The following is a 24,283-nucleotide window of genomic DNA, read 5'->3' as shown; positions in this document are numbered from 1 at the left end:
AAAAAACTCTCTGATTAATCAGAGAGTTTAATGCTATTTTAATAAAATTTTAGGCTTTTAGGCTTTTCAATTTCTTTGTATAGAATAAAATAAGTGCAATTGCAACTACAGACAGTACGTAAACATACATATCGATAGGTGATGCAGCTGCTCCCGGTCCAACTCCTCCGGTACCACCACCTCCCGGCACAGGTGGAACTTCATCATCTGCCTTGACCAGCAGAACAGCGAAGAGAAAAAGAGCGGATAATAGTTTACTAGTAATTTTCATAATATTTATTTTAAGATTTTAGTGTTAACAGTTTCTCCCTTATCAGAAACAATTTTTACAACGTAAGAATTTTTAATAGCGCCGTTAAGCTCAATTACAAAATCCCTAGATGCATCTACTGCTTTTTTAGAGATGACTAGTTTACCGCTCATATCATAAACTTCAATATCTGCTTTTTTCCAGTTTGGATCGAATCTAACAATGTAGTTGGTAATTTCTGGATTGTATACCACCATTGTTCTTGAAGGTGTAGTTGTATCTTTCGTTGCTAACACCACATTACTTGGTTCACCGTAATATAAATCATAAGATGAAACAGCGTTAGGTGCAATCCCTCCCTGTTTTGCTTGCTGTACAGTACCGTTAGATGCTTTATAGTAGAAGCCGATACCTGCAGAAAGTAGGTGAGTTCCTGCTGGAACTAACTGTCCGTTTTCTCTTATTTCAAATTTATAAGATTTTACTTTATCCGTCTTGTAATTTACAAGTTTAACATTTTTACCTGCAAAGTTACTTTCATTGGCTTCGTTGATATATAACCAATATTGACCTGTATAATTCGTGTCATATCCTCCATTTAAAGCTTCTTCAAATGTACCGATCATGTTTTCACTAGTAGACGTTGCCTGAACAGTAGTCGCTATAGAAGTCTGGTGACCTGTAGTAAAGTTAGGCGAAACTACATAGTAAGTTCTTGCTATTTCGTTTCCATTAGCGTCTAAACCAATTACACCAAGCTGTTTTACAGTTCCTTCAATGCTTTTACTGCCATTTTTTGCAGCAGTAACACTGTAGTCAGTTGTTTCAGCTCTTACGGTTTGGTTAAATCTTCTAAGGGTATTAAAATTCAGAGTCTGCGCAGCAGGAGTTCTTAACTTCAATACGAAAGTCTGCATTGGTTTGATAATCATTCCAATATCTCCAACAGGAACTCCTCCTGGAGTAGTGTAAGTCTGAATTAATGCTCCTGAACTGTATGCATTTCCTTGAGACCCTACAGTTACTGTACCCGGATCATATCTCACACCCCATATATTAGAGATGTTGTTTCCGTCACTAACTCCTCCGGTACCTCCTGCTTCTGTGTAACCTATTCTTGACAGGTCAAGATTAGTTAAGAAAGGGTTTCCAAACTGGTAAATATTTTTACCATATGTGTTGGCCCAAGGAGTAATTGAAACTTCGAACTGATCCTGTAAATAGGTGTTATACCTTTCATTGTAGCCATTGATCGTATTCCCACCTGCACCGAAACTAACATTACCTCCATTCTGAAGGGTTGTGCTGCTTGCTAATGTAGTATAAGGACGACCATTAATGGTATGAAGCGCGCTACTTGTGTCCAAATTATTATTGGCAGATCCCAGCATATAATATGCGGTACCATCACTTGTAGGAACAGTTAAATCCGTAAAATCGGCAACAGCTGCTGTGTTGTTCCATTTTAAGATTTCGTTTCGGCTTCTTCTTACAGTTCCGAATGTTTTACCAAGCTCAGTGGATAATGTACTCAAAGCTTTACCAGAGAACGGCATTGCCACCTGCTGATAAAAATTTCCATCACCATGCTTCTTGGTTCTGAATTCTTTACTTACGACACCAGTAATCTGTCCCTGGCTTAAACCATCAACATATAACTGTCCGTAAGTAGATACGTCGTCGGTAGCCGTAGGAGTATTAAGCCTTAAAATAATATTTCCACCATCGGTTTTATCTCCACCGCCAGTGTCAATTGTTTTAAAAGCATCTCCGGCTGCACCTACAACCATGACGTTTCCGTGCACGTCCAAAAGGCCATTACCTCTTGTCTGAACACCTCCACCACTATAAACAAGGGTGCCTTCGCTCACATACATATTAGCATTAGTGTCAACATGACATAGTATCTGCGCCTGAACAGAGTAACTAATTGCTAAAAGACCTATAGCAAATAAACTTTTTCTCATTGTATAAATTATTTGTGTGTTAATACAATCTTCACCCGCAAAGGTAAGATTTTTTTTGGTAGAAAAAAAAAAAATTTATTTATTAACAAAAATATTATCTTCTGTTAATATAATTTCTTTCTCTTCTCCTATTGAAAACATATAGTCCTCCAGTACTTTTTCCGTTGTTCCTCTTAAGCCTCTGGCGCCCAATCCCTTTTCAATAGTTTCTTCTACGATCTTTTCAATGGCACCATCTGTGAAAACCAAATTGGCACCGTCCATTTTGAACAGTTCTACAAACTGATTGATGATTGAATTCTTAGGTTCTTTCATGATTCTTACCATGGTCTCTTTAGTCAGTTTATCAAGGTAAGTAATGATCGGGAATCTGCCTAAAAGCTCAGGAATTAATCCAAAAGTACGAAGATCAATCGCATTAATATGGGTCAGGATATATTCCTCTTCATCAGTTTTATTGATCTTTTCAGAACTGAATCCTATCGCCTGTTTATTCATTCTTCTTTCGATGATCTCTTTGATTCCATCAAAAGCTCCTCCTGCAATAAACAGGATATTCTGAGTATTTACCTGAATGTATTTCTGGTCCGGGTGTTTTCTTCCTCCCTGAGGCGGAACATTGACAATACTTCCTTCCAGAAGTTTCAGTAGTCCCTGCTGTACACCTTCTCCAGAAACGTCTCTTGTAAGACTTGGGTTATCTGATTTTCTTGCAATTTTATCGATTTCGTCAATAAATACAATTCCTCTCTCTGCTTTTTCCACATCATAATCAGCCACCATAAGAAGTCTTGAAAGGATACTTTCCACATCCTCCCCTACATACCCTGCCTCTGTCAGAATAGTAGCATCTACGATACAGAAAGGAACATTAAGTTCTCTTGCAATGGTTTTTGCCAGAAGAGTTTTCCCTGTACCGGTCTCACCTATCATAATGATATTTGATTTTTCCAGCTCTACTTCCCTGTTTTCATCTTTAGCGTGCAGAAGTCTTTTATAATGATTGTATACCGCGATCGAAAGCTGTTTTTTTGCCTGATCCTGTCCAATAACATATTGGTTAAGAAATTCTTTGATTTCTTTCGGTTTCTTAAGTTCGTCTATATTTTCTGCAGGAGAAGAAGACCCTGTTTTAGAAACACTGTCTTTTACAATAACGTGTGCCTGTTCTATGCAGTTTTCACAGATAAATCCGCTCTGCCCAGAAATAAGCATCTGTACTTCATTTCTTTTTCTGCCACAGAATGAACATTGGTTTGAATTCATACTATATTATATATGTTAAAGAAAATCGTAAAAAATTTCTTTTTTACGATTTTATGCTTTTTAAGAATTAATAATTGAGTGTTGGATCTCTTTATATTCTTCGTCTGTTAATTTCAGTCTTTCATTTTTGAAGTTCATATCTTCCACCTTGTTTAAGGGAATAAGGTGAATATGAGCATGTGGAACTTCAAGTCCTACTACAGCTACTCCTACTCTTACGCAAGACACTGCATTTTTGATTTTTTTAGCGACCTGCTGTGCAAACCCCCAAAGGTTTTTATATTCTTCGCTTTCCAGATCGAAGATCAGGTCAACTTCTTTTTTAGGAATGATAAGTGTATGTCCTTTCACCAAAGGCATTGCGTCTAGGAATGCTATAAAATTATCATCCTCAGCAATGGTGTATGAGGGAATTTCGCCGTTAATGATTTTTGTGAATATACTGCTCATATTTTTAGAAGTTAAATTCCGGATTTCTTACTTAGATTATAGAGTAATTTCTAATACTTCGAAAGACAGTTTGTTTCCGTTTGGCAGTGTAATATCCGCTGTTTCACCTATTACTTTTCCAAGTAATCCTTTTGCAATTGGTGTATTCACAGAAATTCTTCCTGTCTTAAGGTCGCTCTCATTATCCGGTACCAATGTAAATACCTGTTCCAGGTTGGTTGCATTGTTTTTAAGTCTTACCGTGGTAAGGATGGAGACCTTTGAAGTATCTAATTGACTTTCATCTATGATCTTGGAAGTTGAAATAATATCTTTAAGCTTTGAAATTCTCATTTCAAGCATACCTTGAGCCTCTTTAGCCGCATCATATTCAGCATTTTCAGATAAATCTCCTTTATCTCTTGCTTCTGCGATCTGCATGGTAATTTTTGGTCTTTCTACAGTTTCTAACTGTTCCAGCTCAGCTTTCATTTTCTCTTGTCCCTCCTTTGTTACATAGCTTGCCATAATTTTCAAAATTTAGGTTTGGTATAAAAAAATAATCCGACATTTGCCGGACAATGTATTACGTGTTATATCGTTTAACTTTTACAAATATATAAAAATTTAAATTGAAATGAAAAAAACTTTTTCAATAGTCTCTATTTTAACCCTACTGATTTTCAGTAATTTAACTATAAACTCATGTGGAAGCAGAGAAGATACCGTCAGCTGCTTTCCCGACAACCCTATTAATGTAACCTTAAACCTGAACCTTCCTGCTTACAACAATCTCAACTATGACGGAGGCTGGATTTATGTAAACGAACAGCAGGCCGGAACAAGAGGACTGATCATCGTACGTGCTGGAGACACCTTCAAAGCCTATGACAGAAATGCCCCACATATCTGTCCTGATGCCAATACAACCCTTGAAGTTAAAGACAACATCAGCGTTTTTTGTCCTAAAGACAATACCAGATGGATCCTGAGAACAGGTCAGCCGGAGACGGGAGCCAAAACTTCCCTTCCGCCTAAAACATATCCTTATAATTATGATCCTGCCACTAAAACTTTAAATATTTATTACTAAAATGAAGATCGTTATACAGAGAGTTTCTGAGGCCAGCGTAAAGGTAGATGGAAAAATTGTCGGGCAGATTGGAAAAGGACTGATGCTGCTGACAGGGATTGATGAGAATGATGAAAAAGCCGATGCAGACTGGCTTGTTCAGAAGATCTTAAACTTAAGAATATTCGGTGATGAAGAGAATAAACTTAATCTTTCTGTAAAGGATATTTCGGGAGGAATCCTTTGCATCAGCCAGTTTACCTTGATTGCTGACTATAAAAAAGGCAACCGCCCATCTTTCATCAAAGCTGCCAAGCCTGATAAAGCGATTCCTCTATTCGATTATTTCAAAGAAGAAATAGCCAAATCCGGATTAAAGACCGAAAGCGGAATTTTCGGGGCAGATATGAAAGTTTCTCTTATTAATGACGGACCGGTAACAATCGTCATGGATTCCATCACAAAAAATTGAAAACAGGCGGACAATGAAGAACAAAATCCTGTTCAGTATGTATATTGCATTAACCGCTATTTTTATAACCGGGATTGTTCTAAGTTTTAATCGCTACAGTTTTGCGGGATATTATACTGATAAAGCAATCAATGTCCTATGGCTTTTATCTACTATATTGACAGTCATTGGGTTCTGGAGAGAGAAAGCCGCCAAAATATATGGTATATTGCTTGTGACTTTGGTGCTCCTAAGTATCATTCCTATGATGATCCCGTTTTTTGGAATCGTCTATTATTTTTCTACGACTGACGATTTCCAGCAGATCCAGCTTGATAACACCTACAGAATTGAAAGAACAAGACCTGGAGCCCTGTCTAAAATCAAGATCCAGGTCTACAAAAACGAAGGTCTTATAGAAAAGCAGCTTTATGATACACCATATCAACAGGTTCTGAAAAATACATTAGAAAATCAGCATGATCCGAATCCTCCTATTCAGAAAGCAAAACTTGTTAATCTCTCAAAGGACAGCATCGGTATTGAATATTTGATTCAAGGCTACAGGAAAGTATTTTACCATAAGGAGAATGATGATCTTTATAATTTGTAGACTTCATAGGCTTAAAAAACTCTATTTATGCTTCAGTATTTTAAATTAATATCAGATATCAGGACTTTTAAAATCCCACCTCATCATGATCCCTGAAAAAAATATCTCTATTATCTAGCTGACCAACAATAATAAGTTCATTACCACCATATCAGGAGAATCCTTCTTCAGATGAAATAGTGACTAAACAATCTTAGATTTTCAATATTCTCTTTTTTCTTTATTATGATTTTGGGTATCGTAAAGACAGTATAGAGAATATTTCATCATAAATTTAATTTCACAAAATCGTGATTTAAATTAATTTTATTCATATTTTCACTAATTTTCATTTACAATAAATAATCTCGCAATAAAATTCATTTATTATTATTCTTATTTGATATTTTTCGTGTTTTAAATTATATATTTGATTTACAACCATTTAATAAGATATTATGAAAACAGAAATTAGACTTTTCACATTATTTATTTTCAGCTTTTTCCTCTCTTTCGGTCAGGATCCGTCAGGTAGAAATGATAAGCTTAATTCAAACATTTATGTATGTTTTTCAAAAAACATTACTTCTGAAAAAGAAGCACTCAGCCGAAATACGGAATTGGCTGAGTTTGTTAAAATCCATGAGATTTCTTTTATCAATGATCTTGGTTTTAGTGACCGAAAACTAGACGAAATGATCAAAGACAGCAGAGCCAACGGTAATTCCGGTGAGTCTGTTGAAAAACTAAAACGAATATTTAAAGTAAATATTCCTTTGCAAGACAACGGGACCGCTGAAAGACTGGCCCGTACTCTTGAAAAATTTCCCGAAGTAGAATATGTCTCTGTCATGAGCAGTGTTCCAATCGAACCTCCATTTGTCAAAGCATTTGTGGCTACTCCTGATCTGGAAAGTCTTCAAACCTACCTCAACGACAATCCTGGGATCAATGCCAAATATGCATGGTCAAGAGGAATTACAGGGCAAAATATCAGAATCCGTGATGTAGAATATGGTTTTTACAAAACGCACGAAATGCTAGCCAATCAAAATTCTATACAACTGGAGCCGGGATATACTCCAAATTCAGGTTTATCGGGCAATAATTACCGTGATCACGGGACGGCTGTGGTGAGTATTTTAGGTTCCGTAAAAGATAACGTCGGACTTTCCGGGGCTGCTTACAGTGCTTCACAGATAAAAGGCTACATGGAATGGACCACTGTTGGGTATAACAGGGCTTCCGCGGTAAGCAGATCGATCAATGCGTCGCAGGCCGGTGATATTATTTTATATGAAATGCAGACGGGTGGAAAAGACGGCCAGTATTGTCCTGCTGAATACGACAGTGTGATCTGGGATTTAACCAAAGCGGCAACCGACTCCGGAATTATCATTATTGCAGCAGCAGGAAACGGAAATCAAAATCTTGATGACCCTTTTTATGCAGCCTATAATGCAAGAGGAAACAGCGGAGCTATTATTGTAGGTGCTGGCTCTCCCAATACGACCCATTCCAAACTGAGTTTCAGTACATTCGGAAACAGAGTGGATGTACAGGGCTGGGGAAGCAATGTTCTGGCAGCTGGATACGGCTCGTATCAAAAGTATGACAACGACAATAACAGAACCTATAATTATTTTAGCGGAACAAGTTCTGCAACTCCTGTGGTAGCTTCTGCAGCGACATTGATTCAGTCTTATTACTACCAGAATACAGGTCAGTATCTGACTCCTGCGGCGATGAAAAACTTATTGATCTCTACAGGAATTCCTCAGGGTGGTACTGTTGTCAATCAAAAAATAGGACCTTTCCCTAATGTAAAAAATGCCATATTACAACTGGAAGGTAGTTTTGTAGCCAAAACCAAAATTAAGGCTCCTTTAGAAATTAAGATCTATCCTAATCCTGCTACCAGCTCTATTGCGATTCACAGCAATGATGCTAAAAATCTTGATTTCGAAATTATCAATATGCATGGACGAATAGTGGCAAAAGGTTCTGTTTCTCCTGATGAAAAGATCAATACTTCAAATCTTCCGGTAGGCCAATATATCATTAATATCACTGAAGGACCAAGAAGAGTGGTTGAAAAATTCACCAAATTATAATATAAATACACTCAGATATATTTAAGAAAAGTAATGAGGCGGCCTAAAATAAGGCCGCCTCATTTTCATTAAGAAACGCGAAAATAGCTGTATCTTGCTTTCTTTTTAATGTAAATAAAAAATGAACGGGGAAAAGGATTTAGATAAGCTTTTAAAAAGTATGAAGCCAAAGCATAATGCTGGTGATTATGTCTTTTGTACAATGAAAAATGCCGAAAATTTTGATTTAACGAATATTGAAATGTTCTTCAGAGAAGATGAAGGATTCACCGTTATTCTAAAAAAGGAAATCGCAGACAGACTACATCTGGAGTATTCCGTCATCATGTCGTGGATAACGCTAACCATACACTCTTCACTGGAAGCTGTAGGATTAACGGCTGCTTTTTCCAAAGCTCTTTCTGAGAATGGAATCAGCTGTAATGTGGTAGCCGCTTATTATCATGATCATATTTTTGTGAATAAAAAAGATACTGAAAAAGCCATCGACGTGTTAACAAAATTATCAGAATAAATACTTGTTGTATAAAAAATGCTTTTAAAACCGACAAAAACAAGAGACTGCCTTTTCAGACAGTCTCTATTATTTTAATAGGTACAAAAATTATTTCGCAGGAATACTGCTGAAATTAAGAGCTATTTTAAGATTCATATCTGAAGTGGTCTGATTTTTCAGTTCATACACAGTTCTTACCGTAAGCCCTGAACTTTTCACTACCTCATCTAAATATCCTGTATCATTCAGATCCAGATTTAAGCTGGAAGAGTCCGTTGTTATATTGGAACGTGATGCTACCAACTTCTCTCCTGTTCCACCAGATGAAACATAAACTTTCACGGATTTTACAGCACTAAGATTTCCACCTGAAGGAGAAACTACAGAAATTTTAGCATCTGAAATTCTTACATCCTTAATCTTTGCGTTATTATTTCCTCCAAACCATGTCTGCACATTTGTAGCTGTAGAGGTGGAAGAAACTTCTTTATCTGCCGGCACTCCCGTGGATACCAAAACATTGGCCGTATACGGAAATGTATTCTGAACCAGCGACTGTACTGTTCCACAGCTTACTACTACTGCTGAAACTGCCGCGGTCATTAGAAATATATTTTTCATAATTTTAAAACTTTAGTAATGAGTTTGCAGAAACTATACCAAATAGGCAAAACTTATTCTACACTTACATTAAAACTTCCTATTGTATTACCGGAAGCCATGTTACTTTTCCCGATAATCAGCCATACTTCACCTTTTCCTTTGGTCTCGTAAGTGATTTCTCTACTGAAAGGACCGTCGTAATCTCCGTTGGGAAGTTTGATCTGATTGAATCTTATATTAAAGTCTTTTTCATTCGTTGAAATCTTAGCTTTAATAGTAGGTTTGTCATAATGGGTCAGTTTTAAAACGAGTTCCTGACCATCTTTTGTGAATTCTTCTCCCAGTGTGAAAGGAAGCTGAGACGCATCTGCCGTTCTTATGATCTGGCCTTCTTTCTCGCTTCTCATCACCCCTTTTCGCAGTACTTCTTTGGTAACGGGAGCATTGTTAATGATTGAGTCTTTCTTTCTAAGTTCAGCGGAATCTGCTTTTGCAGATGCATCCGGCATTTCTGTGACCACAGCAGAGTCCATATTCGGAGTATCTGATATGTTCGCTTCTTTTTTACACGAAATAATAATCAATGGAATTAACAATAAGGATTTTTTCATAATAATTAATCTTTTAATGTTTCATAGTAAAGGATTTTTGAAAGGAAAGACTTGCCTTTTTCTCCTTTAACTTTTTCAAGTACTTTCTTTTTAAGCTGCGAATCATTTTTTTCATCTGCATACTTCAGCAGCCCTCTTTCACTGAAATTGATTTGCTCAAGGTGATAGTTCACGGCAAAATCTTTACGTTTCATATTCTGGGAAGTAATAATTCCGCCCCAGTTGACATAACTGCAAGCCAAAATTGTTCCATAAAAATACCAGGGCACCGCATTGAACAGGAATGCATTTCTTTTTTTCCTTTGAATTTTAATGAAAGTAAGAGCCAGCCCAATCAGAGCCAACAAGAGAAAAGCAAACACCCCAAGCCTTTTGTAAGTAAATCCGTAACTGACAATATATTCGTAGTTTTTTACTGCTGCAGAAAGGACAAGAATGGCATTCAGGATGATCCAGATTCTGGCCAGCATTTTCATCAGCTTTGCTTTAGGATCAAAGTTGAATCCTGATTTAAAATAAAACATAATCACCAATACGGCCATCACAATGGACATGATCACAGCATTCACTCTTTCATGGGTTTCTTCGGAAAGCTGAACCGGAGTTTTTGACACTTCATAGAACTGTTCGTAATTATAGGTGATAATAAAAAATATCAATAAAATATTCAGGCAGAAGAAAGAAATAACGCCACTTATCCTTTCTGCATCAAGATCAAGGAAAGAATAGGTTGCCTTCTGGATTTTAGATGAGTCCAGAAAGTCATCATCCAGCAAATGATTCTTTTTGTAAATGAATCGTTCCACGGCATAGTTCCAGTAATTGAATGCGATAAAAAAGCCCAGAACCGAAAGCGCCAATAGCTGCCACACATTAATATCCAGCTCATAATCCCTGAAAAGCGATGCAAAGTGATCACTCCCCGCAGAATAGATCCCAAAAAATATAGAGATAAAAACGAGCGGAATAACGATGAATGCCAATGTTTTCTGCCAAACGCCGGAAATATTTTTTTTAGGCAGCCATTCATCAAAACTGAAGAACCTGAAAAGGGAGGTAAAACTGTTGATGATAAAAACTGGGACCAGGAAAAGTATTTTCAGTTTCCTGTTTCTTGAGCGGTAGCCCAGTAAAAGAATGGAACTTACAACCGCCAGTAAGGAAGGAAAATCTCTGTACCAGATAAAAGCAAGACTTGACAGGATACTTGTAACGAAAAGTATCAGGAAGATTCTTGTTCTGTTTCTTTCGGGTGTTTTGAACAAAGTCAGCAATGCGTAGACGATACCCAAGATACCGAGATTCATTCCAATATCCTGATCATAGAATAGAATGACGAACAAAGCGGCTGTAAGGAATATATGATGATGTGTTTTCATGATGGAAAGGTTTAAGGTTTAAAAATTGAAGCATTTAAAAATTTAGAGGATCTTAATGGTTTATGGTAATGTGTTATTTTTGATTTAATGATCCCGGAATTGAAAAATTTATGGATTGGAATTAAGAATGATAAACATGTAGAGCATTGTGATGGGAATATTGACCAGGAGCAGCAATACAGAATTTCCGGAGGATTTCTTATCAGAAATATCTGTAAGGAATTCTAAAAGTTCATAGAGCAAAACAAGCATATTCACTACCGCAGTGATGATCACAAAATAAAACCCTAATATCAGTAGAAAGTCTGCTTTTGTTATCAGATACAATATTAACAGCAAAGTCCCTGATAGAAACGAGGTCAGAAAAGTGTTCCGGCCGAGTGTACTGTATTTTATTTCCTTCATGATTCTTCGTTAATAGAGTACTGCCGGTTCTTTCTGCTGGATATAGTCTTTCAGGTGGTCGAAATTCTGCCACAGTAAGCTTTCAAAATCCCAGTGATAGAAAGGCCGCATGCTCTGCCCTTTTCTGTATGCGTTTATATATAATTTCAGATATTCAGGAAGAATCAATGTTCCCAATACGACTGCTGCCAGGAGATGGGCATTAAGCTTACCGTTTCCCAGGAGAAGGTATTGCATAGCGATTTCGTCTTCAAACTGGGTCCCGCATCCGGTGATCAGATGATGAACGTCATGGTCTTCCATTTTGGGGATCATAGAAAATCCGTGTTTTTTATAAAATTCGCCCAGTTTCCTTCCCAGGGAATCTTCCTGGAATTGCAGCAGCTGTTCTTGATTGAACTGCCATTGTCTTTTTTTCTTTTTAAAATATTTTCTGTAGAGTTTCTGGGTTTTATCGTAGACAAAAAGCAGAAATTGAACACGTACTTTTTTCATAATGTATTATTTAAATATTAGATTAATGCCTAGCATCACATAAAGGAAACCGATTGGGATATTGAACATAATGAGGCCAATTGCTTTTAAACAGGCATTCATTTTCAGCTTTGAGGCAAAACCGTACAGAAGAAGACCGATAACCGCCAGCAGATTAGCCATTATCCCATAAAAAAGAAAAAAAATTCCCCATTCTACAAACCAACCGCTTTCAGTGATGAAATATCCTGAGAAGAAAATATTCCCAAGTAGAAAACACAATCCAAAAATGTATTTTCCAATGTTTACAATTTTATGATCTTTCATAGCCCGTTTAGATTAAGTCCTATTGCAGCATAAAGAATTGCGATTGGGATGTTGATCATGAGTATACCGATAGCTTTGAGGCAGACATCAGACTTTGACTCATGAACAATTCCATAAATCAATAGTCCCAATGCGACAAACATGTTTAAAGCTGTTCCGAAGACAAGCAGAAGAAAACCGTAGTAAGCAAAGTCATCAATCTTTGTGATCAGATAACCGAAAAGGCAGATATTTCCCAGCGCAAAGCACAATCCGAAAATATATTTTCCAATGTTTATAATTTCATGATCTTTCATACATAATATTATTAAGCTTGAGTTAAAGTAAAGACGGTAATTTCGGGACGCACCATAAACCTTATCTGGAAAGAATGGCCAATAGCCCGGTTGATGTACAACATTCTTCCATCCTGAAGATCTATTTCCCCTGATACATATTTTTTATTTTCAACAGGAAGGATCGGGGTAATGATCCCCGGAATTCTGCATTGTCCTCCGTGCGTATGGCCGCTTAAGATCCAACCTTGATATCCGTTCCATATATCTCTGTCGCAGGCGTCCGGATTATGACAGAGGACTATATTGGCTTTTGAAGGATGGTAATTTTTCATCACTTGTGTTGGATAAAAATTAGGTGACCACAGATCTTCAAATCCTATAAAATTCAGTCCCTGGCTTTCTTCACTGCTATTTTTAAGCATATGGATTCCAAAATCCTGAAGAATATGGCAGATATTTTCTGAGCATTCTGTATCATCCCAGTTTTTCCCGTAGTCATGATTTCCGAGGATTCCAAATGTCGCCAGCTTTCCATGGACTGCATGTTTCATTACTTTCTTTAAATCTTCCAGCTCCTGTATGGTTCCATGATTCACAAAATCTCCGGTGTAGACTACAAAATCCGGATTAAATTGCTGTGCTTTTTGAAAAGAATCAATTAGGAAATTCCAGTCGAAACGATCGCCAACATGCAGGTCTGATATCTGCATCAGTGTCTTTCCCTCTAATGTTTCCGGGAGATTTTTAACCGGAAGTTTTCTTTGGACAAATTCTACCCAGAAAGGTTCTACCTGCCAGGAATACAGTGCGGGGAATGCTCCTATCACAGAAAGCTGCGCCAATCTTTTAATGAAATTTTTTCTTGTCATCACTGAAACCTGTATGATTTAAAATCTTCGTTTAATTTCCTGCGAATGGACTTCCGAAAATCCCTACCGCCAACTCGGCCCAGATCAAGGCCAAAACGATCAATACGAAAACGCAGATCAGGATTCTATGGCTTTGTTTTTTAATTTTGTGTCTCACTAAATTGATGAGGAATGTAGTGCTAAAGAGTAAAACTCCTGCGATCAGAAAATCTGTAGCTGACCAATTGACCTCCTTAGAAATTATATTCCCTACCAATGGAATACACAGCAGAACTAACGGAAGAGCATAAATCGTGAGTGTTTTTTGTTTTTGTATCATCATTTTATTTAATTTTAATATTATAAAGTACTTTGTATTTCAAAGTTAATTTTCAAAAAAATATAGAGTTTATCTTCCCAATAATTTTTCAAGAGCATCCAAATGGTCATTAAAAGCCTGTCTTCCGTTTTGCGTCACACGATATGAAGTTTTAGGTTTTTTGCCTACAAATTCTTTTTTCACTTCAATATACGTTGCCTTTTCCAAGGCATTGCTATGGCTGGCAAGATTACCATCTGTAATTTCTAAAAGTCCTTTCATTTCAGAAAAATCAACCCAGTCGTTGACCATTAGAACGGACATGATGCCCAATCTTACACGGCTTTCGAATTCTTTATTGAGTTGGCTGATTTTAATCATTTTAATGTTATCTTATCTATACGGAAATAATCGTATAGTGCCGGATCTACGGCTATTGTTTCTTTATTATGGTAGAGAATTCCCCTTTCCTTTATAATTTCATACCTGAAAAACATGTTAAACAAAAAGCTTCTTCCGAAAACTGCTGCAAAAATAAGGATTAACAAGATGACAAGCTTTTTCATTTCCGGACAAGGACAATTTTTATTTATATTTTTTATGCATGATCAATCCATACACAATATGTAAAATTCCAAAACCGATAGTCCAGAATAGGAGCCCCCAGCCTAGAAAGAACAGAGAAATCAATCCTAGTATGATCTGGCAGTATCCAAGATATCTGATATCTGTCAACGTATATCTTTCTGCACTGACTAACGCAATTCCGTAAAAGATAAGCGTAGCCGGAGCCACCCATACAAAAAGGTGATGAAAAAGAAGGGCGAGGCAAAATATCCCGCCTGTTACCAAAGGAACAGCAAAAGTTAACAGCAGACGCTTCGTTGTCGCATCCCAAATCTTTTGTCCTTTCTTTTTGCTTTTGTTGGCTGTGAAAATATAACCACTAAGAATTGCCGTTAATAAAATAACAGTTCCAATAAGGACCAGTTCTTTCACCAATGCCGGACTGAAAATATTCCTGGCGCCATCAAAATAATCAATTCCTTCTCTTTTAAAAACAAAATACACATATCCTGCACCTATTAATGCTGCAAGGCCGGCAACAACCCCAGACAGTCCACTCAATGAAATGAATCTGGAAGACCGCTCCATCATGGAACGGATATGAGATAAGTCTTCGTGATAGTTTTTTGAATCCATAAAAAGAACTTTGAATTACAAAGTTATAATTTATTTTGAATCTGCCAATTTATTTTTAAAAATTTTACACTTATTTTTTTACCATCGAATTCATGCAATCCCTAATTTTAGGAAAACAGAGTTGGACTGGTATTCATCTAAAAGAATTATCCGGACATTTAAGGAACTTACTATGGCAGATATTTTAATCGTTCTTTCCATTCGTGAATTTTGAACGGACCATCACAAAAAAACCGCTGAAATGATCAGCGGCTGTATCATCATGATCAACAAAAAATTATTTTGCTCTCAGTCTTTCTTTAATAGATTCAATATTTTTCTTTGCAGAGTCTTCAAGAATCAAACTTGCGCTCATGTGGATTCTCGCAGGCATCAGTTCATTGAAATGATCTGTTCCTTCCCAGGATACTTTTTTAATTAAAGCTAAAGCGTCACTGCTTCTGGAAGCCAGTGTCTGCATAAATTGGTCTAGTTTGGAATCCATCTCTGCAATGTTTTCAGATACGGAATGATAGACATTGTGCTGTTCTGCCCATTCTGCCGATCTGAAGTCAGCATCAATCGCCATGGCAGAGAACTGTGATTTTCCGATCTTTCTTTCTACGTATGGCCCGATCACGAATGGCCCGATTCCTAAATTGATCTCAGTAAGCGCCAGTGCTGAATCTTTAGTGGCAAAACAGTAATCTGCCCCGCAGGCAATTCCTACACCTCCACCGGTTGTTTTTCCCTGAACTCTTACAACGACTATTTTTCCGCAGTTTCTCATGGCATTCAGAACTTTGGCAAAACCTCCGAAAAACTTTGTGGAAGCTTCTAATTCTTCAATGGCCAAAAGCTCATCAAAACTTGCTCCTGCACAGAACGCTTTTTCGCCTTCACTTTTTACCAGGATCGCTTTCACTTCCTCTTTAGCTCCTTCTTCCAGGATGGTTTGAGCAAGCTTTTCTAAAATGGCACCCGGAAGTGAGTTGCTCTTCGGTGTTCCGAAAGTAATTTCGGCGATATTGTTTTTAATTTCTGAGGCTACGAATTCGTTCATTTTTATTTTAATTGGATTCTTACAAAAATACTAAATACCGCTCTTCCGAAGAAAATTATGAGAGATAAATTACAGATTAAACTGTACGCCTAACCTGCGTCTGTTTTTCGCCATATAAAACCTTTATAGATCAGTGATAGAAATAACCCCATTACGTATAAATACGGACTCTCCAATTTGGTATTTTCTACTCTAGTAACGCCTTTTAATATGTTGTTCCTTTGACTTATCAAAAAAACTCACAACCACCGGCGGAATCCGAAAAGCCCAAAACAGAGTAGGAAAATTTAATAACTGAAAAAACTATTATCATGGAAGAGTACATTGGAATTGTAAAATTATTTGCAGGCAATTTTGCCCCTAGAGGCTGGTTATTTTGTGACGGAAGCTTATTAAGTATTTCAAGCAATTCTGCATTATTTTCAATTTTGGGAACCACTTACGGCGGTGACGGAGTCACTACTTTCGCCCTTCCAAACCTAAAGGGAAGGATGGCCATAGGCGCCGGAAATGTGAACAGTAATGAATATTATCCTCTGGGAGTAATGGCAGGAACTCCTCAAAATACGATCATGGCACAAAATCTTCCAAGCATCGGGTCCGGCTTTCAGCTGAAAGTGGCCAATGCCAATGCAACTTTGCCTGCTCCGTCAGTTAACACATCTATTGCTATTACAGGGAACCAGGTAGGGAGGGATTTTACGGCGATTCCAAGCTTTGTGCAGGCTGATCCTGATACCGCTCTTAATGCAAGATCTATATCCTACATCGGACAGAATATTCCGATGAATAATATGCCGCCTTATTTAGGGCTTAATTACATCATTTGTGTAGAGGGAATTTATCCTCCACGCAGCTAAAAAACAACCTATTTAAAACCTAAATCATGAAAAGAACTATTTTTTTAACCATCTGTAGTCTGCTCATATCTTTATTTTCATTTGGACAGACGAGTACAGAACAATTTGAAACTGAATCAAATGCAAGTCCAACCTTCACAGATAACGGCGTAATATTCAATGTTATCTCTTATGTAGGAACTTTTGATATTCAGGCCAACTACCCGGGGACAGGCTGGAACGGGACAGCTAATGATAACAGATATATTGATAATTCCGGATCTGTTGCCACTGATGCTTCTTTTAGTATCAAGACAACAGGGAACTTATTTAAAGTAAACCGATTTTGGATATTCCTTTCTAATAATGCATTAAATCAAAATGTTGTTGGAAATCTTACCGTAACCGGAAAGTTATCAGGGGTCACTAAATTCACCCAAACCAAGACGACTGGTTTTGTAACATCTCTGGGTTCAACGAATGGGTATACTTTAATTGATTTAACCAATCTGAATGGACAAAACTATTCGAACATTATTATTGATGAGCTTCGGATCACTTCAGGCGGGGCCTATACCTATGTAGGTCTGGATGCATTTACTTGGGTAAAAGATACAGGTATTGTACTGGCAACTGATGAAGTTAAAACAGCCAAAAACGAACTAGCCGTTTATCCTAACCCTACCAACGGACCGCTTTCGATTAAAACGGAAGAAAATACAAAGGCGGAAATTTACAGCCAGGATGGCAAACTGCTTAAAAGCTTTGAAATGAATAAAGGAACTAATCAGGCCGACATCTCGGAACTTTCAAATGGCGTTTATATTCTCAAAACACCATCAGGATCTTCCAAGATTATCAAAAAATAAAATTTTTCATAAGATTTGTGCCCCGAGAAGATTCTAATGCATAAATGAGAAATCCCTTGGTTATTCAGGGGATTTTTGTTTTTATCTGGTCCATTTATGAAGGTACTCTATTTTTTTAATGCTAAAATATATTTGTCGATGTACAGCTGCTTTTCTTTTGATTTATACTGCTGAATATATCTTGGATGTTCAAGAACGGTCATCTTTTCAAATAACTGAGCTTCTTTATTGAGTGCTGAAATAAATTCTGAATTCTTTTTTCCGAGAACAAATACTTCGGAAGTATCCACGCCCAGGCTGATATGCTTCTTCAGTGAATCTATCATAAAATCTTTTACGGCTTCAAAGAGTTTTTTATCATCATAATAATTCGCATTCAGCCAACCGGTCTTTGCTTTTCTGACAATGGCTAGCGGAAACGGTGAATTAATATAAACGTCTTTATAAAATTCTTCTGCTCCACCATATTCAGCGATCATATCGTACATAAAAACCGAGGAAACTTCATGAGTACGGGCCGACTGCATTTTAATTCCGCAGACAGCCTCCAACCTTTTGGTATCAGTAAACGGTACACCTGTCACTCCTGCTCCATGCCGGCTGGGATTGATCCCGATGATGAATTTTCTCCGGTTCTGATCATTATAATATTTGTGATAAAACTCCCGCATGACAGTCATGGTTTCCGGATTGTCCAGATAAGGATTTAATGCCTGAAACGTTTCAGGAAGTTCTCCAGTATATTCCAGATTTTCATTAAACTGAATGACTTTATCAGCAAAAGTTTTATACATATTTAGTTTTTCAGAAAAATAAAATTTTCAGGTTGATCATCATCTTTATAATCTTCCTCGTCCCCTTCTTCACTTAAAGCCAATTCAATATCAATAAATTGAATATACAGGCCACAAATTTCTCCATTGACATCATAAGCAAAGTAAACAGGATAACTTCCGTCACCAAAACCACTTGCAAACATCGGAATCTGATAATTGGTACCCGGAACAGTCCAATTGATCCAGTCTCCTGCTTCTCTCTGATTGTTGGGATGGTCATTATAGCTTTGTGCAAAAAGTTCAGCAAAATAATCATCGTAAATATTGCCGAAATCTTTTTCATCTATAAATTGATCTACAAAAGGAAGCACTTCTGCATCGGTAATACAGCCTAAACCGGCATCCACTCCGAAACCAAAAAAATCGTCTTCTGTTACACCCTCCAACTCTTCAATTCCGATAAGGGCTTCTCTGTAAACAACAGGTTTTTCTTTAGTAAATTCAACTTTTACAACAGCATATCTGTCTCCCCAGTCTTCAGATTTCACTACGGCAATGGTCACAGGGAAATTTCCTTTCGGAGCCTGAATAAAATAAGGTGATTGATTGGCATTCAGAGAAACCAACGGATCTCTCACCACCACTTTTCCGGAAGGGAGAGAAACATTTCCAATCTCCATTACTTCCAATTTCTGCTCCAGAATTTCATCTGAAGTGAAATAGGTTTCCAAATCTACGGGGCATGTAAGTACATCTTTTACCTCTTCCCATTTTTGAATCCAGTTTTCGTTCATTTTTTTATTTTATGCTTTGATTAATGTTTAAAAGTATCTGTTTAATTATTCACTATCAAATTCATCTTCACTTTTCAGTCCTTTTATGAAAGTTTCAAAGTCTTTCGCCAGAAATATTTTTTTATAATTATCTTCCTGATCAATGTGAACCACTTCGGGTTCTCCATCTTTTCCACAATTAGAATAATCCAGCAAAACCATATCATGCCCTGCCGAAGGACAATCGCAGATGTAAATCCCAATTGCCGGATATCCCCATTCATCAATCATGAACTGGCTTCCCAATTCTCCGCAGATGGAATAGGTTTTCTCTCTCCCGATTCCCATTATTCCGGTAATGGCAATATGATCATCTGCCCAGGAATTCTCTTCTGATGTAGGGAAACATGATTTTTCTACCAGTCCGCCGTTGTGTAACCTCATCAGTTCGATATAAGAAGCCGGAAGCTTGTAGCCTAACTCTTCTTCTACAGAAGCAATAAGATCATCATCCGGAAATGGTTCTTCATAATCTCTTACTGAATAGCTGCTCGCATTCCAAAAATCCGTAAAGTCATAGTCTTTGAAAAATTGTAGTTCCATATTTTGATTTAAATAAATGAGATTCTGATTGTACTGTAAAAGTAATTATCATTTTTAATAAAAACCCTTTCCTAAACCAAGATTTTTTATACAGCAAAACCTTGACAAGAATTATGAAAAAATCCCTTTCGGTAAAAACCAAAAGGGACTATAAATTTATATTTTATTTTGAATTAAATCAATCCAAACTGCTCAAAATGGTGTGTAAAATGCTTTTTGTGCATCAGTTCCCACATTTCTTTATTCAGTTTTCCGAACACAAAATTCATATGTTCAGCCTGTGAATTTTCCTTGTAATACACTGAAAATCTTTTTAAGTTATCCAGGAAAGACTGTTTGGCAGCCTCAAGATTTTTATGCTTTAATTCCAGCAAAGTTTCATCTTCAGCTAAGAAAGGAGCCGGGAAATCTTTAGGCATTTTTCTGTGGTTATACAGTGAATCCTGCCATTTTTCCAATTGTTCTTCCGGTGTGAAACACTTGTCGGCTTCCGGTTCACCTAAGCTTACCAAGACTCCATGCTCCAGGTGCTCGATCATTTGTTGAGGAGACATTTTACCCCAGTTTAGCGAAGTGGTTTCTGTCAGTCCACCCAATATTTTCTGAACATTTTTCACGTTCAGATCAATGAAAGGAGAATGCTTTGCCACCAATGTTAAGATGGTTGCTACACAAACAACTTCCTCTCTCTGGTTAACTACTTCCACCAACCATTTTACAACACCGGAAGGAATATTTCTTCCTTTTACGCCTCTGTTTATTTTTTCTTTAGCCGTTAAATAAACTGTGATGGTATCTCCCGCATAAACAGGTTTAAAAAATGAGCAGTTTTCCAATCCATAGTTTGCGATAACCGGACCTTTTTTCCCTGAAACAAACAGTCCTGCTGCTGCTGAAAGAATGAAATATCCGTGAGCTACTGTTTTATCAAAAATAGTTCCCGTTAAGCTTGTAGCATCGGTATGTGCATAGAAGTGATCCCATGAAACGTTGGAAAAGTTAACGATATCTGCATCAGTAACCGTTCTTCCTGCTGTTTCTAATGAATCTCCCACTTCAACATCCTCGAAATATTTCTGGAACGGATGTTTGTCCGCATACTTTTTCTCTGCACCCTGCTGATAGACTTTGGTAATAGCGGTCAACACATCCGGAGAACCTTGAATGGCTGTTTTCTGAAGGAAGAAATGAAGACCGTTCAATCCACCCATTTCTTCACCTCCACCAGCTCTACCAGGACCGCCGTGCATCAATGTAGGTAACGGCGAACCATGACCTGTACTTTCTTTGGCATTATCTCTGTTCAGAACAAAAATTCTTCCATGCTGGGAAGCCATTTTCCATGAAGTTTCTGCGATAAATTTTTCGTCGTGTGAAATGATAGATCCTACCAGACTTCCTTTTCCTCTTTTTGCCAGAGCTGCCGCTTCTTCTGCGTCTTTGTATGGCATCAAAGTGGAAACCGGTCCGAAAGCTTCTACATCATGAGAGATATTTTTCTCAAACGGCTTATCGTTTAAGAATAGTTTCGGGCTCATAAATGCTCCGTTATCGTAATCTGCATCTATAAGTTCATGTTTTCCGTCGTAAACTAATTCTGTTTCTGATTTTAAGATATTTACTTTTCTTACCACCTCATCGTACTGCTGCTTTCCTACAAGCGACCCCATTCTGGTTTCTCTGCTTAGCGGATTTCCAATTTTGGTTTGGTCTAAAGCTTTAGATAAAGCGTTCTGAACATCCCCGATGAGGTGCTCAGGAACAATGATTCTTCTGATCGCTGTACATTTCTGACCTGCTTTGGTCGTCATTTCTGTACGTACTTCTTTAATGAAGAGATCAAATTCCGGAGTTCCCGGTTTTGCATCCAGACCCAAAATTGAACAGTTCAGAGAATCTGCTTCCATATTGAATCGTACTGCATTTCCAGCGATGGAAGGCATTGATTTCAGTTTTCTTCCTGTATTGGCAGATCCTGTGAATAGTACAGAGTCACCGTCCTGAACGTAATCCAGGATATTTCCAGGTTCACCGCAAACCAATTGAAGCGCTCCTTCCGGAAGGACGCCACTTTCGATCATGTCCTGAAAAACGGCATTGGTTAGATAAGAACCGTAAGGAGATGGTTTTACAATGGAAGGGACACCCGCCAGCAGTGAGGTGGATAATTTCTCCAGCATTCCCCAAACCGGAAAGTTATAGGCATTGATCTGTATAGAAACGCCTTCACTTGGTGTCAGAATATGAGTGCCCAGAAAAGTTCCGTTGGCAGAAATTTTCTGGGTTTCGCCATCTACCCAAAACGGAGTGTTCGGAAGCATTCTTTTGGCTAATCCGGAATAGGTAAAGAAAGTACCGAAACCTCCTTCTATGTCTACCCATGAATCTGCATGAGTAGCTCCGGTTTTATATGATAATTCGTAATATTTTTTCTTTCTTTCCAAAAGATAAAGAGCCACTTTTTTCAGCATCTCCCCTCTGTCATAGAACGTCATGGAAGAAAGGTTCTTGTAGCCTACTGTTCTTCCGTAGTCAAGAGCCTGCTCAAAATTAAGCCCTTCTGTATCTGAAACAGCGACCTGCTCGCCTGTAACGGCATTGTACAAAGGCATTCCGTTTCCGGTACCTTCTACCCATTCTCCGTAGATGTAATTTTTCAGTTTTTCCATATTATTTTTAACTTTTTACCTGACTATTATTTTTTAATGAGTTTTACTATTTTCCTTCCTGCCATAAACAGCAAGAACAGAATAAGGGAAAAATCCAGAATCAGGACTGCATCTACAAACAGAGTGTAGAGAAAGTCCTTCTGCTTCAATTTTCTGATCACGGTCTCTGATTCTACATGTTCCAATGCATCAGAAATACCCACTGACTCCCATAATAGATAGAACCCAACACAATTGGATCCAATAAGAGCAATGAACAGGAAAATCCAATATTTTTTCAGAAGATCCATTATTTCTTTTTTTGAAGCTCCAGCGCTTCTTTCAATGTATATTTTTTATATTCGATACCTCCCGCATCTTTAGCGTAATCTTCTATGGTCTTGCCAAATCCTGAATTCTTTCTCAGCTCGTTGACATGGACCGGATCTTTTATAGGCCACACAAATGATAGCGTTTCCATTTTCCCGTCTTTTGTCGAAAAAATAGAGCGGATCTGTGTTCCATAGATCTGTTCTTTGTTGTCGTACATCAGCTTTCTGTCCAGCATCATGGCGTAGAGTCTGAATGGCAATTCTTTTTCGTCTGTTGCTTTTTTGATCAGAGGAAAATATTTTTCAATTTTAGGGGAATGCTGGATAACATTCCATACGGCATAATTCTCAGGTTCGCCCACCATAGATTTTCCTGGGTACCCATATTTTTCAATGATTTTCTCTACTTTAACAAGGTTCTCCCGATCCTGATCGTTCATCTTTTTGGTGAGTCCGCTACCAACATCTTCCTTGGACAGGTTTTTCTCTTTTATGATCTCGGCCTTTCTTTCGGGCGTAATATTGGGTTGCATCAACTCCCGGTAGATCTGGTCGTCTTTATAGATCTGTGCTAGCTCTTTCTTAAGTTCGAGATTGAGTGATTTTTCTTCAGTTTTCTTATCACCTCCGAACTTTAACACTTCTTCCAAAGTATAGTTTTTAAAAACAAATTCCTTTCCGTAGAGACGTTTAGCATTATCTTCTACCGTTTGATCAAAACCTGCTTCTTTCCTGAGTTTGTTTACGTTTTTAACATCTTTAATAGGCCAGATAATAGGCTCGCTTTCTTTCTCTCCGTCGTGAGAAGAAAATCCCTGAGTTCCGTAGATCTGCTCTTTTCCATCATGCATTAACTGTCTGTCCAGCATCATGGCATACAGTCTAAACGGAATTTCTTTATGATCAGCAGCCGTTTTAATAATTGGCATATACTGATCTATTTTCGGAGAATGCTGAATAACCAACCAAGCTGTTTTATTCTCGGGCTCTCCTACCAGAGACTTCCCCGGGTAGCCATTTTCTGCAATAATTTTTTCAACTTTTTTGAGATTTTCATCATCCTGCTCGTCCATTAGCCTCCATATTCTATCCGTAACATCTTCCTTTGTAAGATTTTTTTCTTTCATTACCTTTTCCCTTTGCTCCTGTGAAACATTCGGTTGTATCAGCTCACGATATATTTGATCATCTCTATGAATCTGTGTTAATTCATTTTTAAGCTTCAGATTCATTTTCTTCTGCTGATTTTCCTGAGCATTGATCATAATTGAAAAGAAAACGGCTGTCAATAAATATCTCATGATTTGTGTTTTTAGC

General features: G+C 37.6%; 31 protein-coding genes. 7 read left to right on the top strand and 24 right to left on the bottom strand.

Going from position 1 to position 24,283, the window contains the following annotated elements:
- Nucleotides 1–49: 49 nt before the first annotated feature.
- The 5 genes from NZD88_RS11465 to greA form a co-directional block, all read right to left on the bottom strand.
- Nucleotides 50–271, bottom strand: a complete 222-nt coding sequence (locus tag NZD88_RS11465) for a signal peptidase (protein ID WP_259829262.1) — start codon at nt 269–271, stop codon at nt 50–52.
- A gap of 5 nt (nt 272–276) precedes the next feature.
- The gene (locus NZD88_RS11460; protein ID WP_259829261.1) at nt 277–2,217 is read right to left on the bottom strand and encodes a T9SS type A sorting domain-containing protein; all 1,941 of its coding nucleotides are present in this window, start codon (nt 2,215–2,217) and stop codon (nt 277–279) included.
- 75 nt (nt 2,218–2,292) lie between these two features.
- Nucleotides 2,293–3,483, bottom strand: coding sequence for an ATP-dependent Clp protease ATP-binding subunit ClpX (gene clpX, locus NZD88_RS11455; RefSeq protein ID WP_259829260.1), 1,191 nt, complete (start codon nt 3,481–3,483; stop codon nt 2,293–2,295).
- Between the two features lie 60 nt (nt 3,484–3,543).
- Nucleotides 3,544–3,933: an HIT family protein gene (locus NZD88_RS11450; protein ID WP_259829259.1), complete on the bottom strand. Its 390-nt coding sequence runs from the start codon at nt 3,931–3,933 to the stop codon at nt 3,544–3,546.
- 36 nt (nt 3,934–3,969) lie between these two features.
- Nucleotides 3,970–4,440: a transcription elongation factor GreA gene (gene greA / locus NZD88_RS11445; RefSeq protein ID WP_169234777.1), complete on the bottom strand. Its 471-nt coding sequence runs from the start codon at nt 4,438–4,440 to the stop codon at nt 3,970–3,972.
- Nucleotides 4,441–4,549: 109 nt separating this feature from the next.
- On the opposite strand from greA, the gene NZD88_RS11440 reads away from it, so the two are divergent.
- From NZD88_RS11440 to NZD88_RS11420, 5 genes are all read left to right on the top strand, one after another.
- Nucleotides 4,550–5,005, top strand: coding sequence for a Rieske (2Fe-2S) protein (locus NZD88_RS11440; RefSeq protein ID WP_259829258.1), 456 nt, complete (start codon nt 4,550–4,552; stop codon nt 5,003–5,005).
- A gap of 1 nt (nt 5,006) precedes the next feature.
- Nucleotides 5,007–5,456, top strand: coding sequence for a D-aminoacyl-tRNA deacylase (dtd, locus tag NZD88_RS11435; RefSeq protein ID WP_259829257.1), 450 nt, complete (start codon nt 5,007–5,009; stop codon nt 5,454–5,456).
- A gap of 13 nt (nt 5,457–5,469) precedes the next feature.
- A complete protein-coding gene (locus tag NZD88_RS11430; protein ID WP_259829256.1) occupies nt 5,470–6,048 on the top strand; it encodes a hypothetical protein in 579 nt (192 codons plus the stop codon).
- Nucleotides 6,049–6,485: 437 nt separating this feature from the next.
- Nucleotides 6,486–8,141 carry a S8 family peptidase gene (locus NZD88_RS11425; RefSeq protein ID WP_259829255.1) on the top strand — a complete coding sequence of 552 codons (1,656 nt, stop codon included), beginning with the start codon at nt 6,486–6,488 and terminating at the stop codon, nt 8,139–8,141.
- A 121-nt stretch (nt 8,142–8,262) separates the two neighbouring features.
- Nucleotides 8,263–8,655: an ACT domain-containing protein gene (locus NZD88_RS11420; RefSeq protein ID WP_259829254.1), complete on the top strand. Its 393-nt coding sequence runs from the start codon at nt 8,263–8,265 to the stop codon at nt 8,653–8,655.
- A gap of 90 nt (nt 8,656–8,745) precedes the next feature.
- Here the strand turns inward: NZD88_RS11420 and NZD88_RS11415 are convergent, their stop codons facing one another.
- The 13 genes from NZD88_RS11415 to NZD88_RS11355 all read right to left on the bottom strand — a co-directional run bounded on the left by NZD88_RS11415 (nt 8,746) and on the right by NZD88_RS11355 (nt 16,126).
- Entirely contained in the window at nt 8,746–9,258 is a 513-nt protein-coding gene (locus NZD88_RS11415; protein WP_259829253.1) for a hypothetical protein, read from the bottom strand.
- Between the two features lie 53 nt (nt 9,259–9,311).
- Nucleotides 9,312–9,851 (bottom strand): hypothetical protein, encoded by a 540-nt coding sequence (locus NZD88_RS11410; RefSeq protein WP_259829252.1) that lies wholly within the window; start codon nt 9,849–9,851, stop codon nt 9,312–9,314.
- Between the two features lie 5 nt (nt 9,852–9,856).
- Nucleotides 9,857–11,230 carry a DUF4153 domain-containing protein gene (locus tag NZD88_RS11405; RefSeq protein ID WP_259829251.1) on the bottom strand — a complete coding sequence of 458 codons (1,374 nt, stop codon included), beginning with the start codon at nt 11,228–11,230 and terminating at the stop codon, nt 9,857–9,859.
- A 108-nt stretch (nt 11,231–11,338) separates the two neighbouring features.
- On the bottom strand, nt 11,339–11,635 hold the full coding sequence (locus NZD88_RS11400; RefSeq protein WP_259829250.1) for a hypothetical protein: 297 nt from the start codon (nt 11,633–11,635) through the stop codon (nt 11,339–11,341).
- Between the two features lie 9 nt (nt 11,636–11,644).
- Nucleotides 11,645–12,130 carry a ubiquinone biosynthesis protein COQ4 gene (locus NZD88_RS11395; RefSeq protein ID WP_259829249.1) on the bottom strand — a complete coding sequence of 162 codons (486 nt, stop codon included), beginning with the start codon at nt 12,128–12,130 and terminating at the stop codon, nt 11,645–11,647.
- Between the two features lie 6 nt (nt 12,131–12,136).
- Nucleotides 12,137–12,436 carry a hypothetical protein gene (locus NZD88_RS11390; protein WP_259829248.1) on the bottom strand — a complete coding sequence of 100 codons (300 nt, stop codon included), beginning with the start codon at nt 12,434–12,436 and terminating at the stop codon, nt 12,137–12,139.
- Nucleotides 12,433–12,732 carry a hypothetical protein gene (locus NZD88_RS11385; RefSeq protein ID WP_259829247.1) on the bottom strand — a complete coding sequence of 100 codons (300 nt, stop codon included), beginning with the start codon at nt 12,730–12,732 and terminating at the stop codon, nt 12,433–12,435. Before NZD88_RS11385 ends, NZD88_RS11390 begins: the two co-directional genes overlap by 4 nt.
- Nucleotides 12,733–12,743: 11 nt before the next feature.
- The gene (locus NZD88_RS11380) at nt 12,744–13,583 is read right to left on the bottom strand and encodes a metallophosphoesterase (protein WP_259829246.1); all 840 of its coding nucleotides are present in this window, start codon (nt 13,581–13,583) and stop codon (nt 12,744–12,746) included.
- A 31-nt stretch (nt 13,584–13,614) separates the two neighbouring features.
- Nucleotides 13,615–13,905 (bottom strand): hypothetical protein, encoded by a 291-nt coding sequence (locus tag NZD88_RS11375; protein WP_259829245.1) that lies wholly within the window; start codon nt 13,903–13,905, stop codon nt 13,615–13,617.
- A 66-nt stretch (nt 13,906–13,971) separates the two neighbouring features.
- Nucleotides 13,972–14,262, bottom strand: a complete 291-nt coding sequence (locus tag NZD88_RS11370) for a winged helix-turn-helix domain-containing protein (protein WP_259829244.1) — start codon at nt 14,260–14,262, stop codon at nt 13,972–13,974.
- On the bottom strand, nt 14,259–14,447 hold the full coding sequence (locus NZD88_RS11365; protein ID WP_259829243.1) for a hypothetical protein: 189 nt from the start codon (nt 14,445–14,447) through the stop codon (nt 14,259–14,261). Before NZD88_RS11365 ends, NZD88_RS11370 begins: the two co-directional genes overlap by 4 nt.
- Before the next feature lie 19 nt (nt 14,448–14,466).
- Nucleotides 14,467–15,084, bottom strand: coding sequence for a hypothetical protein (locus tag NZD88_RS11360; RefSeq protein WP_259829242.1), 618 nt, complete (start codon nt 15,082–15,084; stop codon nt 14,467–14,469).
- A 277-nt stretch (nt 15,085–15,361) separates the two neighbouring features.
- Nucleotides 15,362–16,126, bottom strand: a complete 765-nt coding sequence (locus tag NZD88_RS11355; RefSeq protein ID WP_169234793.1) for an enoyl-CoA hydratase/isomerase family protein — start codon at nt 16,124–16,126, stop codon at nt 15,362–15,364.
- Between the two features lie 311 nt (nt 16,127–16,437).
- Between NZD88_RS11355 and NZD88_RS11350 the strand changes: the two genes are divergently transcribed.
- On the top strand, nt 16,438–16,986 hold the full coding sequence (locus NZD88_RS11350) for a phage tail protein (protein ID WP_259829241.1): 549 nt from the start codon (nt 16,438–16,440) through the stop codon (nt 16,984–16,986).
- Nucleotides 16,987–17,012: 26 nt separating this feature from the next.
- Entirely contained in the window at nt 17,013–17,834 is an 822-nt protein-coding gene (locus tag NZD88_RS11345) for a T9SS type A sorting domain-containing protein (RefSeq protein ID WP_259829240.1), read from the top strand.
- A gap of 107 nt (nt 17,835–17,941) precedes the next feature.
- On the opposite strand, the gene NZD88_RS11340 is transcribed toward NZD88_RS11345, so the two are convergent.
- The 6 genes from NZD88_RS11340 to NZD88_RS11315 form a co-directional block, all read right to left on the bottom strand.
- Nucleotides 17,942–18,628 carry an SMUG2 DNA glycosylase family protein gene (locus NZD88_RS11340; RefSeq protein WP_259829239.1) on the bottom strand — a complete coding sequence of 229 codons (687 nt, stop codon included), beginning with the start codon at nt 18,626–18,628 and terminating at the stop codon, nt 17,942–17,944.
- 2 nt (nt 18,629–18,630) lie between these two features.
- The gene (locus tag NZD88_RS11335) at nt 18,631–19,404 is read right to left on the bottom strand and encodes a DUF4241 domain-containing protein (protein WP_259829238.1); all 774 of its coding nucleotides are present in this window, start codon (nt 19,402–19,404) and stop codon (nt 18,631–18,633) included.
- Between the two features lie 45 nt (nt 19,405–19,449).
- Nucleotides 19,450–19,986, bottom strand: a complete 537-nt coding sequence (locus tag NZD88_RS11330) for an SMI1/KNR4 family protein (RefSeq protein ID WP_259829237.1) — start codon at nt 19,984–19,986, stop codon at nt 19,450–19,452.
- 173 nt (nt 19,987–20,159) lie between these two features.
- Nucleotides 20,160–22,655 (bottom strand): phenylacetic acid degradation bifunctional protein PaaZ, encoded by a 2,496-nt coding sequence (gene paaZ / locus NZD88_RS11325; RefSeq protein WP_259829236.1) that lies wholly within the window; start codon nt 22,653–22,655, stop codon nt 20,160–20,162.
- Nucleotides 22,656–22,681: 26 nt separating this feature from the next.
- On the bottom strand, nt 22,682–22,945 hold the full coding sequence (locus NZD88_RS11320; protein ID WP_259829235.1) for a hypothetical protein: 264 nt from the start codon (nt 22,943–22,945) through the stop codon (nt 22,682–22,684).
- The gene (locus tag NZD88_RS11315) at nt 22,945–24,267 is read right to left on the bottom strand and encodes a DUF6624 domain-containing protein (protein WP_259829234.1); all 1,323 of its coding nucleotides are present in this window, start codon (nt 24,265–24,267) and stop codon (nt 22,945–22,947) included. Before NZD88_RS11315 ends, NZD88_RS11320 begins: the two co-directional genes overlap by 1 nt.
- Between the last annotated feature and the right edge of the window lie 16 nt (nt 24,268–24,283).

It is taken from the genome of Chryseobacterium pyrolae, assembly GCF_025153485.1.
GTDB classification, from domain to species: Bacteria; Bacteroidota; Bacteroidia; order Flavobacteriales; family Weeksellaceae; genus Chryseobacterium; species Chryseobacterium antibioticum.
Note: the sequence above shows the minus strand (reverse complement) of the source record. Positions and strands in the feature narration are given on the sequence as shown.

Bases quoted from the DNA above. Each gene is read 5' to 3' on its own strand.
- NZD88_RS11465 (WP_259829262.1), bottom strand. From the start codon at position 271: ATGAAAATTACTAGTAAACTATTATCCGCTCTTTTTCTCTTCGCTGTT.
- NZD88_RS11460 (WP_259829261.1), bottom strand. From the start codon at position 2,217: ATGAGAAAAAGTTTATTTGCTATAGGTCTTTTAGCAATTAGTTACTCT.
- clpX (WP_259829260.1), bottom strand. From the start codon at position 3,483: ATGAATTCAAACCAATGTTCATTCTGTGGCAGAAAAAGAAATGAAGTA.
- NZD88_RS11450 (WP_259829259.1), bottom strand. From the start codon at position 3,933: ATGAGCAGTATATTCACAAAAATCATTAACGGCGAAATTCCCTCATAC.
- greA (WP_169234777.1), bottom strand. From the start codon at position 4,440: ATGGCAAGCTATGTAACAAAGGAGGGACAAGAGAAAATGAAAGCTGAG.
- NZD88_RS11440 (WP_259829258.1), top strand. From the start codon at position 4,550: ATGAAAAAAACTTTTTCAATAGTCTCTATTTTAACCCTACTGATTTTC.
- dtd (WP_259829257.1), top strand. From the start codon at position 5,007: ATGAAGATCGTTATACAGAGAGTTTCTGAGGCCAGCGTAAAGGTAGAT.
- NZD88_RS11430 (WP_259829256.1), top strand. From the start codon at position 5,470: ATGAAGAACAAAATCCTGTTCAGTATGTATATTGCATTAACCGCTATT.
- NZD88_RS11425 (WP_259829255.1), top strand. From the start codon at position 6,486: ATGAAAACAGAAATTAGACTTTTCACATTATTTATTTTCAGCTTTTTC.
- NZD88_RS11420 (WP_259829254.1), top strand. From the start codon at position 8,263: ATGAACGGGGAAAAGGATTTAGATAAGCTTTTAAAAAGTATGAAGCCA.
- NZD88_RS11415 (WP_259829253.1), bottom strand. From the start codon at position 9,258: ATGAAAAATATATTTCTAATGACCGCGGCAGTTTCAGCAGTAGTAGTA.
- NZD88_RS11410 (WP_259829252.1), bottom strand. From the start codon at position 9,851: ATGAAAAAATCCTTATTGTTAATTCCATTGATTATTATTTCGTGTAAA.
- NZD88_RS11405 (WP_259829251.1), bottom strand. From the start codon at position 11,230: ATGAAAACACATCATCATATATTCCTTACAGCCGCTTTGTTCGTCATT.
- NZD88_RS11400 (WP_259829250.1), bottom strand. From the start codon at position 11,635: ATGAAGGAAATAAAATACAGTACACTCGGCCGGAACACTTTTCTGACC.
- NZD88_RS11395 (WP_259829249.1), bottom strand. From the start codon at position 12,130: ATGAAAAAAGTACGTGTTCAATTTCTGCTTTTTGTCTACGATAAAACC.
- NZD88_RS11390 (WP_259829248.1), bottom strand. From the start codon at position 12,436: ATGAAAGATCATAAAATTGTAAACATTGGAAAATACATTTTTGGATTG.
- NZD88_RS11385 (WP_259829247.1), bottom strand. From the start codon at position 12,732: ATGAAAGATCATGAAATTATAAACATTGGAAAATATATTTTCGGATTG.
- NZD88_RS11380 (WP_259829246.1), bottom strand. From the start codon at position 13,583: ATGACAAGAAAAAATTTCATTAAAAGATTGGCGCAGCTTTCTGTGATA.
- NZD88_RS11375 (WP_259829245.1), bottom strand. From the start codon at position 13,905: ATGATGATACAAAAACAAAAAACACTCACGATTTATGCTCTTCCGTTA.
- NZD88_RS11370 (WP_259829244.1), bottom strand. From the start codon at position 14,262: ATGATTAAAATCAGCCAACTCAATAAAGAATTCGAAAGCCGTGTAAGA.
- NZD88_RS11365 (WP_259829243.1), bottom strand. From the start codon at position 14,447: ATGAAAAAGCTTGTCATCTTGTTAATCCTTATTTTTGCAGCAGTTTTC.
- NZD88_RS11360 (WP_259829242.1), bottom strand. From the start codon at position 15,084: ATGGATTCAAAAAACTATCACGAAGACTTATCTCATATCCGTTCCATG.
- NZD88_RS11355 (WP_169234793.1), bottom strand. From the start codon at position 16,126: ATGAACGAATTCGTAGCCTCAGAAATTAAAAACAATATCGCCGAAATT.
- NZD88_RS11350 (WP_259829241.1), top strand. From the start codon at position 16,438: ATGGAAGAGTACATTGGAATTGTAAAATTATTTGCAGGCAATTTTGCC.
- NZD88_RS11345 (WP_259829240.1), top strand. From the start codon at position 17,013: ATGAAAAGAACTATTTTTTTAACCATCTGTAGTCTGCTCATATCTTTA.
- NZD88_RS11340 (WP_259829239.1), bottom strand. From the start codon at position 18,628: ATGTATAAAACTTTTGCTGATAAAGTCATTCAGTTTAATGAAAATCTG.
- NZD88_RS11335 (WP_259829238.1), bottom strand. From the start codon at position 19,404: ATGAACGAAAACTGGATTCAAAAATGGGAAGAGGTAAAAGATGTACTT.
- NZD88_RS11330 (WP_259829237.1), bottom strand. From the start codon at position 19,986: ATGGAACTACAATTTTTCAAAGACTATGACTTTACGGATTTTTGGAAT.
- paaZ (WP_259829236.1), bottom strand. From the start codon at position 22,655: ATGGAAAAACTGAAAAATTACATCTACGGAGAATGGGTAGAAGGTACC.
- NZD88_RS11320 (WP_259829235.1), bottom strand. From the start codon at position 22,945: ATGGATCTTCTGAAAAAATATTGGATTTTCCTGTTCATTGCTCTTATT.
- NZD88_RS11315 (WP_259829234.1), bottom strand. From the start codon at position 24,267: ATGAGATATTTATTGACAGCCGTTTTCTTTTCAATTATGATCAATGCT.